Genomic DNA, 14,633 nt, shown 5'->3' with positions numbered 1-14,633 from the left:
CGGCGATCGCTCGCAGGTAAACCGGGCCTGTGCTGCTAGGCTCAAGCCACTACCCACTCAAGGAGAGCGCTCATGTCGGATCATCACACCTACAAGAAGATCGAGCTGGTCGGGTCCTCGCCCACCAGCATCGAAGAAGCGATCAACAATGCCCTGGCCGAGGCCGGCAAGAGCATCAAGCACCTGGAATGGTTCGAAGTGATCGATACCCGCGGGCATATCCGTGACAACCAGGCCGCGCATTTCCAGGTGACGCTGAAGGTTGGGTTCCGCATCGCCAACAGCTGAAACCAAGCTGGGCTAGGCTTGCCCGGCGTGTTGGGGTATCAAGGTTAAGGTTGCAGGGCGCGTGCTTCGCGCCCTTTTTGTCTTTGATCTGTACAAGGAAAGCGATCGATGAAGAAATTGATTCTGGCCGTGGGGCTGATGGTGTTGGCTGGCGGCGCGATGGCGGCGGGCAAGCCGTGCGAGGAACTCAAGGCTGAGATTGCGGCGAAGCTGGATGCCAAGGGTGTGAAGGGCTACAAGCTTACGATCGCACCCAAAGGTGATCCTGCCGACAAGGTGGTGGGTACCTGCGAGGGCGGTACCAAGGTCATCGCCTACAGCCGTGATTAGTAGCTGTACCGCGGGACAAGGCCGCTACCCACAAAGGCTCTGCTAGTCCTGTGGGAGTGGGCTTGCCCCGCGATTGATTTCACTCGTCCTTGAGCGCCTGCGCCATCAGCTCATAGGACTTGATACGGTCGGTGTGCTCATACAGGTCACTGGTAAAGATCAGCTCGTCCGCCCCTGTCTGCTCCAGCAATACCTCGACCTTCGCCCGCACCTTCTGCGGGCTGCCGATCATCGCCAGGCCCAGGAAGCTGCTCACCGCATCACGTTCATGGGGCAGCCAAAGACCATTCATGCTCTCGACGGGCGGGCGCTGCATCAGGCTCTGGCCACGGATCAGCGCGAGGATGCGCTGGTACACCGAGGTGGCCAGGTATTCGGCCTTTTCGTCGGTTTCAGCCACCACCATCGGAATGCCCAGCATCACGTAAGGCTTGTCCAGCGTCGTCGACGGTTTGAAATGGTCGCGATAGATGCGGATCGCCTCGTGCATGTAGCGCGGCGCGAAATGCGAAGCAAAGGCGTAGGGCATGCCGCGCATGCCGGCGAGCTGGGCACTGAACAGGCTGGAGCCGAGCAGCCACATGGGTACCTCGGTGTCGTGGCCGGGCACGGCGATGACTTTCTGGTCGTCGGTGCGCGGGCCCAGGTAGCGCGACAGTTCCTCGACATCGTCCGGAAAGTCGTCGGCGCTGCCGGAGCGCTCGCGGCGCAAGGCGCGGGCGGTCATCTGGTCGGAACCTGGGGCGCGGCCCAGGCCCAGATCGATGCGGCCTGGGTACAGGCTGGCGAGGGTGCCGAACTGTTCGGCGATCACCAGCGGTGCGTGGTTAGGCAGCATCACCCCACCAGAGCCGATGCGGATGGTCGAGGTACCCCCGGCGAGGTAACCGATCAGCACGGCGGTGGCCGAGCTGGCGATACCGTCCATGTTGTGATGCTCGGCGACCCAGAAGCGGTTGTAGCCGAAACGCTCGACGTGTTGCGCCAGGTCGAGCGAATTGCGCAGCGATTGCGCCGGACTGCCGTCGGCGCGCACGGGCACCAGGTCGAGGGTGGAAATCTTCAGGTCTCGCAGGTGCGTCATTGGAGCCTCCGCTACAGGTGGTTGGCCATGGGCCTTCTCGTCTCTGTATGGGCATATTCGCTGGATTCAATGCCTTCTTACAGATTGATCTGAACTTGGCGTGGGCCTGGTCCTCAGAACCTTAGACACCCCAACCCTGTGACAGGAGGCAGCATGAAGAAGACAGCATCGGCGGTCTGGCAAGGTGGCCTGAAGGATGGCAAGGGCCAGATCTCCACTGAAAGCGGCGCGCTCAAGCAAGCGCCCTACGGCTTCAACACCCGTTTCGAAGGCACGCCCGGGACCAACCCGGAAGAGCTGATCGGCGCTGCCCATGCCGGCTGCTTCTCCATGGCGTTGTCGATGATGTTGGGCGAGGCGGGATTCACGCCTGAACGGATCGACACTCACGCCGAGGTGAGCCTGGACAAACAGGCCGATGGCTTTGCCATCACCGCCGTTCACCTGACCCTCAAGGCCACCGTGCCTGGGGCCAGCGAGGCGCAGTTCCAGGAGATCGCCAACAAGGCCAAGGCTGGCTGTCCGGTGTCCAAGGTGCTGAACGCAACTATCAGCCTGGATGCCACCCTGCTTTCCTAGGAGGCGCAACGGCGGCGGTTTCCTGTAGTCTAATCAGCGTTGGCAGCTCGTCTGCCCTGCCTCAGGAGCCGTTCCATGATCCGCGTAGCATTTGGTGTGCTGGCTTCCCTGCTGGCCACCGCCGTACTGGCCGCGCCCAAGCCGTGCGAGGAACTCAAGGCCGAGATCGAAGCAAAGATCCAGGCGAACAAGGTTTCCTCCTACACGCTGGAGATCGTGCCCAACGCCGAGGTCAGTGACCCCAACATGATCGTTGGCAGCTGCGATGGCGGCACGAAGAAGATCATCTACCAGAAGAATGATCGGTAAGGCTCGACAGTCGGGGCTGCACAGCAGCCCCGCCATTGATCAAGGAATGCATGTGACGTTGCTCGGTTCGTTCACCACCACCTTGCGGCTGGCGTCGTACAACAGCACCTGCGGCTGCATCGCCGGAGCCCGGGCCTCCAGGCGGTAACGCTCGCCCGCCTTGAAATCGTTGTAGCGCACGGTCAGGTAGCAGGTCCGCTCGGTCGGGTCGGTACTGAAGCCACCGGCGTAGATCTCGTAGTCGAAACGCACCACCAGTTCGTGCCGGCCCGGCGTCACCTGAAAATAGCGGCCATCGTCCAAGCGCTTGCCGTCCAGGCGGTCGGCCATGAGGGTGCGGCCGGGGGTGATGGTGTACATGTCGATCCAGGCCTTGCCGGGGTCGGCGGGGGGCAAGGGGCTGGCGCAAGCCCCCAAAGCACTGAGGGCCATCAGCATCATGGGCTGGCGCATGGTGAAACTCCCGCTCGCGGTTCACAGGCTACAAGCATAGCGCCGTTCGCGGTGTTCAGGTGCGCTGGCAGCCTGCCGGTTCGCCCTGGCCGATCAGCTTCTGGCGCTGGTCGTAGAGTTTGATCCACGGCCGGAAGCCGATGCTGCCGGCTTGCATCTGGTAGCGCTGGCCGGCAGTGAAGTCCTTGAAGGTGAGATTGAGCTGGCAGTCGCGCCACAGCGGTTCCTCCACCGGGCCGATGTTGCTGGGCGTCACGGCGAACTGGTAGCGCACGGTCAGTTCGTGGTTGCCGGGTTGTACCTCGAAATAGCGGCTGTCGGCCCAGTCGCGCTCATCCACTTGCAGGGCGTGCAGCGAATCGTTGTCACCCGGTGCCAGGTCTACCCAGGCCTGATTCGGGTCCGGGTCGGGCAAGGTGGAACACCCGGACAACAGCACGAGCGTGCCGACGGCAAACAGTGTACGCATGGCAAAGCTTCCCCTTGGCGAGATAGTCTTGGTCGCATTCGGCCGACGAGCGAGATAGACAGCCTCGATGTTTGGACTTTTTCTTTTCATGCGCTGCAGCCGTCGGGCTCTCGACCGCGTTTTCACCCGGTTTGTTCCCGTGACGCTGGCTGTCCTGCTGAGCGGTTGCTCCAGCGTGAGCTATTACGGTCAGCTGGCCGAAGGGCAATGGCAGCTGTTGCGGGCACGCCAGCCGCTGGATCGGGTGATTGCAGACCCTGCCACCAGCCCGGCCTTGCGTCAGCGCCTGTTGTTCGCCGAAAAAGCCCGGGCGTTCGCCAGCACGCAACTGAAGTTGCCGGACAACGGCAGTTATCGGGTGTATGCCGATCTCGGCCGGCCATACGTGGTGTGGAACGTGTTCGCCACCCCGGAGCTGTCATTGCAGCCGGTGACCCATTGTTTCCCCATCGCCGGTTGCGTGGCCTATCGTGGCTACTACCGCCAGGGTGCCGCCCGCGGAGCGGCGGCGCTGATGCGCCAGGAGGGGCTGGATGTCTATGTCGGGGGCGTGGAGGCCTACTCCACCCTGGGCTGGTTCGACGACCCGATTCTTTCGACCATGACCGGCTGGGGCGAGGAGCGCCTGGCCACGGTGATTTTCCATGAGCTGGCGCATCAGCGCTTCTACGTACAGGACGATACCGAGTTCAACGAATCGTTCGCGTCGTTCGTCGAGCAGGAGGGCACGCGACAATGGCGCGCCGCGCGCGGGCTGGCGGCGGTAGAGGAGCATGGCGCCGGGCAACGCGACGCCTTCATACGCCTGGTGCTCGCCAGCCGCGAGCGCCTGCAGGCGATCTATGCCGGGCCGCTGGATGCGGCGGTCAAGCGGGCGGCCAAGCAGGCGGAGTTTGAACGCTTGCGGCGCGAATACCGAGAGGTGCGGGATCGGGATTGGGCGGGGGATCGGCGTTTCGATGCCTGGATGTACGGGCCGATGAACAATGCGAAGTTGTTGCCGTTTGGCCTGTATGACCAGTGGGTGCCGGCTTTTTCGCAGTTGTTCAAAGAGGTCGGTGGGGATTGGCAGCTGTTTTATGAGCGGGTGGAGGCGCTTGGGCGGTTGCCGATCGAACAGCGCAAATTGGCGTTGGCAGCGCTGGCCTCATCGCGGGGCAAGCCCGCTCCCACGACAGCTCGTGGGGGCGGGCCTGATCTGCGATAAAGCTTGATTAGCGCACGAACGCCTGGTGCAGCTCGGCCAGCGTCTCGAAGTGGAACGCCGGCGCCTCGGCCTCCAGTTCCTCACGGCTGCCGAACCCGTATCCCACCGCCACCGCCTGCAAACCGTTGCTGCGCGCACCGATCAGGTCATGCTTGCGATCCCCGATCATCAAGGTCTGCGTCGGATCCAGGCCCTCCTCGTCCAGCAGGTGGCGAATCAGCTCCACCTTGTTGGTCCGCGTGCCATCGAGCTCACTGCCGTAGATCACCTTGAAGTGATGGTCGAAGGCGAAATGCCGGGCGATTTCGCGGGCGAACTCCCAGGGTTTGGAGGTGGCGATGTACAGGGTGCGGCCCTGGCCATTGAGCGCTTGCAGCAACTCGGGCACGCCGTCGAACACTAGATTCTCGTAAAGCCCGGTTACCTTGAAGCGCTCCCGGTAGTAGTTCACCGCGTCCCAGGCCTTGGCCTCGTCGAAGGCATAGAACTGCATGAACGCCTGCAGCAAGGGTGGGCCGATGAAGTGCTCGAGGCGGGCAAGGTCCGGCTCGTCGATGCCCAGCTTGGCCAGGGCGTACTGGATCGAGCGGGTGATGCCCAGGCGCGGGTCGGTCAGGGTGCCGTCGAGGTCGAAGAGGATGTTTTGCTGGTGCATGGTGTTCTCTGCAGTCGAATTCATTCCGGGCGGTCGTAGCCTTCGGCCAGGTGCTGGTCCTTGAGCTTGACGTAGTTGCCGGCGCTGTAGGGGAAGAACGCGTGTTCCTGCTCGCTCAGCAGGCGCACCTGCTTCACCGGGCTGCCCATGTACAGGTAGCCGCTGACCAGGCGTTTGCCGGGTGGCACCAGGCTGCCGGCGCCGATGATCACTTCGTCCTCGACGATGGCGCCGTCCATGATGGTGCTGCCCATGCCGACCAGGATGCGATTGCCCAGGGTACAGCCATGCAGCATGACTTTGTGACCGATGGTCACCTCGTCGCCTATGATCAGTGGGTAGCCATCGGGGTTGAAGGGCCCGGCGTGGGTGATGTGCAGCACGCTGCCGTCCTGCACGCTGGTGCGCGCGCCGATACGGATGCGGTGCATGTCGCCGCGCACCACGGTCAACGGCCAGATCGAGCTGTCCTCGCCGATCTCGACGTCGCCGATGACCACCGCCGAACGGTCGACGAAAGCCCGTGGTCCCACTTTCGGCGTGTGTTCCCGAAACGTGCGGATGGCCATGATAGTGTTCCTCTGCAATGCCGATAGGCAGGCTGCCTGCTGCGGTCGGCGTCGATTGTAATTAAGATGGTCCCGTGTTTCTCCTGCCAAGGTACCCGAACCGTGAGTGCGAACAACCCGCTGCTGCAGTCCCATGATCTGCCGCCCTTCTCGGCGATTCGCGCCGAGCATGTGCTGCCGGCGATCGAGCAGATCCTCGCCGACAACCGCAAGGCCATCGCCGAGATCCTCGAAAAGCAGGGCAAGAACCCGACCTGGGCCGGCCTGGTGCTGGCGATGGACGAACTCAACGACCGCCTGGGCGCTGCCTGGAGCCCGGTCAGCCACCTCAACGCGGTGTGCAACAGCCAGGAACTGCGCGAGGCCTACGAGTCGTGCCTGCCTGCCCTGAGCGCCTATTCCACCGAGCTGGGCCAGAACCGTGCCCTGTTCGAAGCGTATGAAGCCCTGGCCGCCAGCCCTGAAGCCGCCAGCTTCGACGTGGCGCAGAAGACCATCATCGATCACGCCTTGCGCGATTTCCGCCTGTCGGGCATCGACTTGCCGGCCGACAAGCAGCAGCGCTACGCCGAGGTGCAGAGCAAGCTCAGCGAACTGGGCAGCCGCTTCTCCAACCAGCTGCTCGACGCCACCCAGGCCTGGACCAAGCACGTCACCGACGAAGCCGCGCTGGCCGGCCTGACCGACTCGGCCAAGGCGCAGATGGCCGCCGCAGCGCAGGCCAAGGGCCTGGACGGCTGGCTGATCACCCTGGAGTTCCCCAGCTACTACGCAGTGATGACCTACGCCAGCGACCGCGCCCTGCGCGAAGAGCTGTATGCCGCTTACTGCACCCGTGCCTCCGACCAGGGCCCGAATGCCGGCCAGTTCGACAACGGCCCGGTGATGGAAGAGATCCTCGACCTGCGCCAGGAACTGGCCGGGCTGCTGGGTTACAAGAACTTCGCCGAGCTGAGCCTGGCCACCAAGATGGCTGAGTCCAGCGACCAGGTGCTGAGTTTCCTGCGCGACCTGGCCAAGCGTTCCAAGCCATTCGCCGCCCAGGACCTGGAGCAGCTCAAGGCCTATGCCGCCGAGCAAGGCACCCCCGAGCTGGCCAGCTGGGACGCCGGGTACTTCGGCGAGAAGCTGCGCGAGCAGCGCTACAGCGTGTCCCAGGAAGCGCTGCGCGCCTACTTCCCGATCGACAAGGTGCTGTCCGGCCTGTTCGTCATCGTGCAGCGCCTGTACGGTATCGAGATCAATGAGCTCAAGGGCTTCGATAGCTGGCACCCGGACGTGCGCCTGTTCGAGATCAAGGAAAACGGCCAGCACGTCGGCCGCTTCTTCTTCGACCTCTATGCCCGCGCCAACAAGCGTGGCGGTGCCTGGATGGATGGCGCCCGCGACCATCGCCGCACCGCCAATGGCAGCCTGCAGAGCCCGGTGGCCAACCTGGTGTGCAACTTCACCCCCGCCACGCCCGGCAAGCCCGCGCTGCTTACCCACGACGAAGTCACCACCCTGTTCCACGAGTTCGGGCACGGCCTGCACCACCTGCTGACCCGCATCGAGCATGCCGGTGTGTCCGGCATCAACGGCGTGGCCTGGGACGCGGTGGAGCTGCCGAGCCAGTTCATGGAGAACTGGTGCTGGGAGCCCGAGGGCCTGGCGCTGATCTCCGGCCACTACGAGACCGGTGAGGCATTGCCCCAGGACCTGCTGGACAAGATGCTCGCGGCGAAGAACTTCCAGTCCGGCATGATGATGGTGCGCCAGCTGGAGTTCTCGCTGTTCGACTTCGAGCTGCACGCCACCCATGGCGACGGCCGCAGCGTGCTGCAGGTGCTCGAGGGCGTGCGTGACGAGGTCTCGGTGATGCGTCCGCCGGCCTACAACCGCTTCCCCAACAGCTTCGCGCACATCTTCGCCGGCGGTTATGCGGCGGGTTACTACAGCTACAAGTGGGCTGAAGTGCTGTCGGCCGACGCCTTCTCGCGCTTTGAGGAAGAAGGTGTGCTCAACGCCGAGACCGGCCGCGCCTTCCGCGAAGCCATCCTGGCCCGTGGCGGTTCCCGCGAGCCGATGGTGCTGTTCGTCGACTTCCGTGGCCGCGAGCCTTCCATCGATGCATTGTTGCGCCACAGCGGCCTCACCGAGGACGCGGCGGCATGAGTGAGGTAGCCGTGAGCAAGAGCAAGCGACGCTTCATCGCCGGGGCGGTTTGCCCGGCGTGCAGCGAGATGGACAAGCTGATGATGTGGAACGAGGACGGTGTGCCGCACCGTGAGTGCGTGGCCTGTGGGTTCACTGACACCCTGAACGAACAAGGCCTGTCGGTACCCAGCGAGCTCGGCACCCGGGTCAATCACCTGGCGCCGAAAGCGCCGCCGGCCAAGGTGCAGACCGTGCAGTTCTTCCCCAATCCGAAGCTGAAGAAGCCGCAGGATTGAAGGTAAAGCGCTGGGCAAGCGCGCTTCCACGCACGCACAGCGTGGGAGCGGGCTTGCTCCGCGATAATCGGCTGTAGCCATCCCGTTGGTCTCGGATTACTGTATGAATGAACAGTAATCCGAGTTGTCATCATGAAACCAGCCCCCATTCGCGGCCGCGGCACTGCCGGCAACCCGCACAACCGCTTCGCTCCAAGTGTTTCAGTGGCCGAGGACGATGGCTGGTACCAGGAAGTCCCACTTACCCAAGGCACCGAGTTACGGATCGAGACGGCCAAGACCATCATCGCCCGCAATACCTCCCCTGACCTGCCCTTCGACCGCTCCATAAATCCGTATCGCGGCTGCGAGCACGGTTGCATCTACTGCTATGCGCGCCCCAGCCACGCCTACTGGGATCTCTCTCCCGGCCTGGATTTCGAGACCAAGCTGATCGCCAAGACCAACGCCGCCGAGGTGCTCGAGCAGCAACTGAGCAAGCCCGGCTACGTTTGCGCGCCGATCAACCTGGGGTCCAACACCGACCCTTATCAGCCCATCGAGCGCGAACAACAACTGACCCGGCGCCTGCTCGAAGTTCTGCTGCGTTACCGCCACCCAGTGACCATCGTCACCAAGGGCTCGCTGGTGCTGCGCGACCTTGACCTGCTGAGCGAGCTGGCCAGCCAGCGCCTGGCACGGGTGATGATCAGCCTCACCACCCTGGACGATGAGCTCAAGCGCACCCTCGAACCACGTGCGGCCGCTCCAAAGGCGCGCCTGCGCGCTATTCGCGTGCTGCGTGAGGCCGGTGTGCCGGTGGGCGTGCTGTGTTCACCGATGATCCCGATGATCAATGACAGCGAACTGGAGCACCTGCTGGAGGCGGCGAAGGAGGCCGGCGCGCAGAGCGCGGCGTACATGATGCTGCGCTTGCCGCTGGAGGTGGCACCGTTGTTCGAGCAGTGGCTGCACGATCACTACCCGCAGCGGGCCACGCATGTGCTGAGCCTGATTCGTCAGAGCCGGGGTGGTGAACTCTACGACAGCCGATTCGGTGCGCGGATGCGCGGTGAAGGGGTGTTCGCTGACTTGCTGGCGCAGCGCTTTCGCAAGGCGGCCAGGCGGCTGGGGTTCGAAGGGCGGGAGGACCTGGCGCTTGATTGCAGTGCCTTCTGCCCTCCCGGTGCACAGATGGCACTGTTCTAGCCAGCGGCTCGTTCAATCGGGAAGGCGAGCCCTATAAGTACAACTAAAGCAACCCAACAATTTCACTCATGAAGGTTGGCAACTGATGCTTTTTTGCTATTATCCAGTGCTCCCCTCGCCTATCCAGAACGCCCGTTCTAGAGCCTGCGCAATTAAGTTTCAGTTAAGTTTCCTACGCTAGCGTGAGTCATGAGTCAGCAATGACTGTGATTATTTACCCGTGCGCGTCATCTAAATCCCCGCGTCACCCCAATCTTTCCCCGGTAACATGGAATTCACTTTCAAACCGTCAAGAGGATGAATCATGCCCGTCAAGGACCCCTCCAAGGCCGTCCCGGCTGCACCCGCCGAAAGCGCTGATGCCGCCATGAAGCATATCGTCGACGGCTTCCTGCGGTTTCACACCGAAGTCTTTCCCGAGCAGCAAGAGCTGTTCAAGAAACTGGCTACCGCGCAAAAGCCGCGGGCCATGTTCATCACCTGCGCAGACTCGCGCATCGTCCCCGAACTGATCACCCAGAGCTCGCCCGGCGACCTGTTCGTGACCCGTAACGTCGGCAACGTGGTGCCGCCCTACGGCCAGATGAACGGCGGTGTATCGAGTGCTATCGAGTACGCCGTGCTGGCGCTGGGCGTGCACCACATCATCATCTGCGGTCACTCCGACTGCGGCGCGATGCGAGCGGTACTCAACCCGCAGTCGCTGGCGAAGATGCCGACCGTTTCCGCCTGGCTGCGCCATGCCGAGGTAGCGCGGACCGTGATCGAGGACAACTGCTCCTGCGGCAGCGAGCACGAAAGCATGCAGCTGCTGACCAAGGAAAACGTCATCGCCCAGCTGCATCACCTGCGTACCCACCCCTCGGTCGCTTCGCGCCTGGCCGCCGGGCAGCTGCATATCCATGGCTGGATCTACGACATCGAAACCAGCCAGATCGAAGCTTACGATGCCGCCAGCGACCGCTTCCTGCCGCTGACCGCAGGCGAGTCGATCCCTTCTGCCACACCGAGAGGCCGCTACTAAGCGACCCCAACACGCTGAACAAGCCTTGATTGCCGGCTGCACCCGATGGGTGCGGCGCGGCCTTCGCCTGCCTTGAATCTTCCTGAATGCCGTGCCGGCAGACCCGCTGGCGGCCCACGCCTGCGCGTCGTTCAGGCTTCCCCGTGCTAGCGGCCAGCGGAATGGCCGTGAATCTAGAAAGGAGCTACATGGTGAACATGACACAGATAAAGGCGGCCCTGCCGCGTGAGTTGCTGGCCTCGGTGGTGGTCTTCCTGGTGGCCCTGCCCTTGTGCATGGGTATTGCCATCGCCTCGGGCATGCCTCCGGCGAAGGGGCTGATCACCGGGATCATCGGCGGCATCGTCGTGGGTTTCCTCGCCGGCTCGCCGTTGCAGGTCAGCGGCCCGGCGGCGGGCCTGGCGGTGCTGGTGTTCGAACTGGTGCGCCAGCATGGCGTGGCCATGCTCGGGCCGATCTTGTTGCTGGCCGGCCTGCTGCAACTGCTGGCTGGGCGCTTGCGCCTGGGTTGCTGGTTCCGGGTCACCGCGCCAGCAGTGGTATACGGCATGCTTGCCGGGATCGGCGTGCTGATCGTGCTGTCCCAGGTGCACGTGATGTTCGACACCGCGCCCCAGCCATCAGGTGTGGACAACCTGCTGGGTTTCCCGGCGACGCTGGCCTCGGCCTTGCCGCTGGAAAGTGCAGGCGCCGGTTGGCAGGCTGGTGCGCTGGGCTTGGGCACCATCGCCATCATGTGGGGTTGGGAGCGCTGGCGCCCGCAACGCCTGCGCTTCATTCCCGGTGCCTTGCTCGGTGTGGCGGCAATGACCGCTGTCAGCTTGTGGCTGGCACTGCCGGTCAACCGCGTGCAGGTACCTGCGGACCTGTCCGAGGCCATTGACTGGCTGCGTCCGGACGATCTGCTCAAACTGGCCGACCCGACGCTGCTGGTGGCGGCCTTTGCCCTGGCCTTCATCGCCAGCGCCGAGACCTTGTTGTCCGCGGCGGCAGTCGATCGCATGCACAGTGGCCAGCGCTCGGATTTCGACCGTGAGCTGTCGGCGCAGGGTATCGGCAACATGCTCTGCGGCGTGCTTGGCGCGTTGCCGATGACCGGGGTGATCGTGCGCAGCTCGGCCAACGTCCAGGCTGGTGCGCAGACCCGCGCCTCGGCGATCCTGCATGGTCTTTGGCTGCTCGCGTTCGTCGTGGTACTGAGCAGTGTGCTGCAACAGATTCCGGTGGCCAGCCTGGCCGGCGTGCTGGTCTATACCGGGGTGAAACTGGTGGATTTCAAGGCGTTTCGAAACCTGGGCCGCTATGGGCGGATGCCGATGTTCACCTATGCGGCGACTGCACTGGCGATCATCTTCACCGACCTGTTGACCGGCGTATTGCTGGGCTTTGCCCTGACCCTGCTGAAGCTGGCGCTGAAGGCGGCGCGGTTGAAGATCAATCTGGTGGCATTGGGTACGCCGGGGCACATGGAACTGCGCCTGAGCGGCGCGGCCACCTTCCTCAAGGTGCCGGCGCTGACCCAGGTACTGGATACCGTGCCGGAAGGGACCACGTTGCATGTGCCGCTGGGCAACCTGAGCTATATCGACCATTCCTGCCTGGAACTGCTGGAGGATTGGGGGCGCAGTGGCGCGGCCAAGGGCTCGCGGCTGGTACTGGAGCAGCGGCGTCTGAAGCGGCGGGTCGAGGGGCGGTTGCGGACCACGGCGGGGGTTGGCGTCTAAGAGGGCCGCCTAGCGGCCCATCGCCGGCAAGCCGGCTCCCACAATGACGGCGCCGGTATCAAACCCTGCGTTGTACTTGTGGGAGCCGGCTTGCCGGCGATGAGGCCAGTCGAAACACTCTAGATTCAAGCTCAGGCCGACTGGCTCAACTCCACGCCCAGCTGGCGCGACAGGCACGGCCAGCGTTTCCAGGCCTCTCCGGTTTCCGGGTTCGACAGCTTGTCGCGATAGCGCTCCACTGACTCCACGGCAAAGCTCTCGTCATTGAGCATCTCGTCCACCGAGTGATGTACCACCTCATCGAGCTGGTTGGCGAAGGTCTCGCCGATCAGCTGGTGGGCGATCAGGTTGGCGACCGTGGTATCCACCGGAATCAGCGGTTGCTGGAAATGGCGGATATACAGGTCGTTGACCTCCTCGACCAGGCGATGCGCCAGGTAGGCCTCGTCCAACAGGCAATCCAGCCCGACCTGCCCGTCCATCACACTCGGCGGCTGCAGGAAATAGGCCTCGGCAATCTTCAGCACCGGCTTGATCTGCGATTCGATGCCAGCCTCGAGGGCCACGGTGTGCGCGGCTTCGAGCAGTTCTGGAACCTCGTTGATATAGGCGCCGACAAAGCGGGCCAAAGTACCCTGGGCGTCCTGCTGGGGTAGGTGGATCGAAGGGTGCAGGTGTGGCAGTTGCTTCTCGAGACGGTTTTTCAGTTGGCCTGTGCGGCTCTCGTGTTGATGGGCGTTTTCGATCTGCTCGCGTACAGCAGCGATGTTCATGACAACTCCAGGGACAAGGCGTTACAAACGGAAGACACTAAGTTAGCTTGCTTACGAGAATCGCTAAGACGCATTTGTTATATCGCTTAGGCGCGTGTAGGAAATTGGCTATATCAATGTGCCATTATTGTGCTCCAGCCCAGTATTCATGCGCCTTCCAGCGCAAACGTTTGGTTGCGTGAAGATCATTTCAGTCCCTGCGTTGCGCCCCATTGGTCGGTGTCTATACTCCGCTTGAAACGTGATTCGTTGATGAGGCCCGACTGCCTTAAGCAGGGGGCTCGGTCGTCGAAGCCAGGCAGTCTTGGCCACCGTTCCCCCCTTTGTCGTAGCAGGTCGTCCACGCCTCCGGGACTACAAGAACGATAAGGGGAACCCGCAATGATGCGACATCCACATGTCTGGATGGGCCTGTTGCTGTGGTCATTGTTTGGTCAGGCACAGGCAGCATGGACGGTGAACATGGCGCCCGGGGCGACGGAAGTCTCCCATGCGGTGTTTGACCTGCACATGACCATCTTCTGGATCTGCGTGATCATCGGCATCGTGGTGTTCGGCGCGATGTTCTGGTCGATGGTCATTCACCGCCGCTCAACCGGGCAGAAGGCCGCGCACTTCCACGAGCACACCTGGGTCGAGATCCTCTGGACCGTCGTGCCCTTCCTGATCCTCGTGGCCATGGCCATCCCGGCCACCAAGACCCTGATCGATATCTACGACGCCAGCGACTCGGACATCGACATCCAGGTCACCGGTTACCAGTGGAAATGGCACTACAAGTACCTGGGCCAGGACGTCGAGTTCTTCAGCAACCTGGCCACCCCCGCCGAGCAGATCCACAACAATTCACCGAAGGACGAGCACTACCTGCTCGAAGTCGACCAGCCGCTGGTGCTGCCGGTGGGCGCCAAGGTGCGCTTCCTGGTGACCGCCGCCGACGTCATCCATTCCTGGTGGGTGCCGGCCTTCGCGGTCAAGCGTGACGCCATCCCCGGCTTCGTCAACGAGGCCTGGACCCGGGTCGAGAAGCCCGGGATCTACCGCGGCCAGTGCACCGAGCTGTGCGGCAAGGACCACGGCTTCATGCCGGTGGTGGTCGAGGTGAAATCCAAGGCCGACTACGACTCCTGGCTTGGCGAGCGCAAGGCCGAGGCGGCCAAGCTCAAGGAACTGACCAGCAAGGAATGGACCCTCGAAGAGCTGGTGGCACGTGGCGACAAGGTCTACCACACCACCTGCGTGGCCTGTCACCAGGCCGAGGGCCAGGGCCTGCCGCCGATGTTCCCGGCCCTCAAGGGCTCGAAGATCGCCACCGGGCCCAAGGAAGCGCACCTGGGCATCGTCTTCCACGGCAAGCCGGGCACCGCCATGGCGGCATTCGGCAAGCAGCTTTCGGAAGTCGATATTGCCGCGGTGGTCACCTACGAGCGCAACGCCTGGGGCAACAACAAGGGCGACATGGTCACGCCGAAGGACGTGCTGGCGCTCAAGCAGGCCGAAGCGCAATGAGCCGGGCTACCCGCGGCAGTCAGTGGATTGCAGGAGACAG

Annotated in this window: 17 protein-coding genes; 11 read left to right on the top strand and 6 right to left on the bottom strand. The window is 63.3% G+C overall.

Features of this window, described 5'->3' with window-relative positions; genetic code table 11:
* Positions 1 to 72: 72 nt before the first annotated feature.
* Together ACVWY1_RS02805 and ACVWY1_RS02800 are read left to right on the top strand one after the other, a co-directional pair.
* Entirely contained in the window at positions 73 to 288 is a 216-nt protein-coding gene (locus tag ACVWY1_RS02805; protein WP_102682987.1) for a dodecin, read from the top strand.
* 108 nt (positions 289 to 396) lie between these two features.
* The gene (locus tag ACVWY1_RS02800; RefSeq protein WP_102682988.1) at positions 397 to 618 is read left to right on the top strand and encodes a DUF1161 domain-containing protein; all 222 of its coding nucleotides are present in this window, start codon (positions 397 to 399) and stop codon (positions 616 to 618) included.
* Between the two features lie 79 nt (positions 619 to 697).
* On the opposite strand, the gene ACVWY1_RS02795 is transcribed toward ACVWY1_RS02800, so the two are convergent.
* Positions 698 to 1,702, bottom strand: a complete 1,005-nt coding sequence (locus ACVWY1_RS02795; RefSeq protein WP_102682989.1) for an LLM class flavin-dependent oxidoreductase — start codon at positions 1,700 to 1,702, stop codon at positions 698 to 700.
* Positions 1,703 to 1,855: 153 nt separating this feature from the next.
* Between ACVWY1_RS02795 and ACVWY1_RS02790 the strand changes: the two genes are divergently transcribed.
* Entirely contained in the window at positions 1,856 to 2,281 is a 426-nt protein-coding gene (locus tag ACVWY1_RS02790) for an OsmC family protein (protein WP_028688713.1), read from the top strand.
* Between the two features lie 75 nt (positions 2,282 to 2,356).
* On the top strand, positions 2,357 to 2,590 hold the full coding sequence (locus ACVWY1_RS02785; RefSeq protein ID WP_277502382.1) for a DUF1161 domain-containing protein: 234 nt from the start codon (positions 2,357 to 2,359) through the stop codon (positions 2,588 to 2,590).
* 39 nt (positions 2,591 to 2,629) lie between these two features.
* On the opposite strand, the gene ACVWY1_RS02780 is transcribed toward ACVWY1_RS02785, so the two are convergent.
* Together ACVWY1_RS02780 and ACVWY1_RS02775 are read right to left on the bottom strand one after the other, a co-directional pair.
* Entirely contained in the window at positions 2,630 to 3,043 is a 414-nt protein-coding gene (locus tag ACVWY1_RS02780) for a PA0061/PA0062 family lipoprotein (RefSeq protein WP_023628733.1), read from the bottom strand.
* Between the two features lie 55 nt (positions 3,044 to 3,098).
* On the bottom strand, positions 3,099 to 3,512 hold the full coding sequence (locus ACVWY1_RS02775; RefSeq protein WP_023628734.1) for a PA0061/PA0062 family lipoprotein: 414 nt from the start codon (positions 3,510 to 3,512) through the stop codon (positions 3,099 to 3,101).
* Between the two features lie 88 nt (positions 3,513 to 3,600).
* On the opposite strand from ACVWY1_RS02775, the gene ACVWY1_RS02770 reads away from it, so the two are divergent.
* Entirely contained in the window at positions 3,601 to 4,719 is a 1,119-nt protein-coding gene (locus ACVWY1_RS02770; RefSeq protein ID WP_457377753.1) for an aminopeptidase, read from the top strand.
* A 7-nt stretch (positions 4,720 to 4,726) separates the two neighbouring features.
* Here ACVWY1_RS02770 and ACVWY1_RS02765 read toward each other — a convergent pair whose 3' ends face one another.
* Together ACVWY1_RS02765 and ACVWY1_RS02760 are read right to left on the bottom strand one after the other, a co-directional pair.
* Positions 4,727 to 5,374, bottom strand: a complete 648-nt coding sequence (locus tag ACVWY1_RS02765; protein ID WP_102683049.1) for an HAD family hydrolase — start codon at positions 5,372 to 5,374, stop codon at positions 4,727 to 4,729.
* 20 nt (positions 5,375 to 5,394) lie between these two features.
* Positions 5,395 to 5,943 (bottom strand): gamma carbonic anhydrase family protein, encoded by a 549-nt coding sequence (locus ACVWY1_RS02760; RefSeq protein WP_102682994.1) that lies wholly within the window; start codon positions 5,941 to 5,943, stop codon positions 5,395 to 5,397.
* A gap of 102 nt (positions 5,944 to 6,045) precedes the next feature.
* Here ACVWY1_RS02760 and prlC point away from each other — a divergent pair, with 102 nt between their 5' ends.
* From prlC to ACVWY1_RS02735, 5 genes are all read left to right on the top strand, one after another.
* Positions 6,046 to 8,097 (top strand): oligopeptidase A, encoded by a 2,052-nt coding sequence (gene prlC / locus ACVWY1_RS02755; RefSeq protein WP_046853599.1) that lies wholly within the window; start codon positions 6,046 to 6,048, stop codon positions 8,095 to 8,097.
* The gene (locus ACVWY1_RS02750) at positions 8,094 to 8,375 is read left to right on the top strand and encodes a YheV family putative zinc ribbon protein (protein WP_102682995.1); all 282 of its coding nucleotides are present in this window, start codon (positions 8,094 to 8,096) and stop codon (positions 8,373 to 8,375) included. Before prlC ends, ACVWY1_RS02750 begins: the two co-directional genes overlap by 4 nt.
* 132 nt (positions 8,376 to 8,507) lie before the next feature.
* Positions 8,508 to 9,563, top strand: a complete 1,056-nt coding sequence (locus ACVWY1_RS02745; protein ID WP_457377752.1) for a PA0069 family radical SAM protein — start codon at positions 8,508 to 8,510, stop codon at positions 9,561 to 9,563.
* A gap of 304 nt (positions 9,564 to 9,867) precedes the next feature.
* Complete coding sequence (locus ACVWY1_RS02740) at positions 9,868 to 10,587, top strand: carbonic anhydrase (RefSeq protein ID WP_102682997.1); 720 nt, start codon at positions 9,868 to 9,870, stop codon at positions 10,585 to 10,587.
* A 188-nt stretch (positions 10,588 to 10,775) separates the two neighbouring features.
* On the top strand, positions 10,776 to 12,311 hold the full coding sequence (locus ACVWY1_RS02735) for a SulP family inorganic anion transporter (protein ID WP_431196987.1): 1,536 nt from the start codon (positions 10,776 to 10,778) through the stop codon (positions 12,309 to 12,311).
* A 131-nt stretch (positions 12,312 to 12,442) separates the two neighbouring features.
* Here ACVWY1_RS02735 and ACVWY1_RS02730 read toward each other — a convergent pair whose 3' ends face one another.
* Positions 12,443 to 13,084, bottom strand: coding sequence for a hypothetical protein (locus tag ACVWY1_RS02730; RefSeq protein WP_214500770.1), 642 nt, complete (start codon positions 13,082 to 13,084; stop codon positions 12,443 to 12,445).
* A gap of 381 nt (positions 13,085 to 13,465) precedes the next feature.
* On the opposite strand from ACVWY1_RS02730, the gene coxB reads away from it, so the two are divergent.
* The gene (coxB, locus tag ACVWY1_RS02725; RefSeq protein WP_434728978.1) at positions 13,466 to 14,593 is read left to right on the top strand and encodes a cytochrome c oxidase subunit II; all 1,128 of its coding nucleotides are present in this window, start codon (positions 13,466 to 13,468) and stop codon (positions 14,591 to 14,593) included.
* The last annotated feature ends 40 nt before the right edge of the window (positions 14,594 to 14,633 follow it).

The sequence above is a fragment of the Pseudomonas sp. TE6288 genome, from assembly GCF_054062095.1.
Note: the sequence above shows the minus strand (reverse complement) of the source record. Positions and strands in the feature narration are given on the sequence as shown.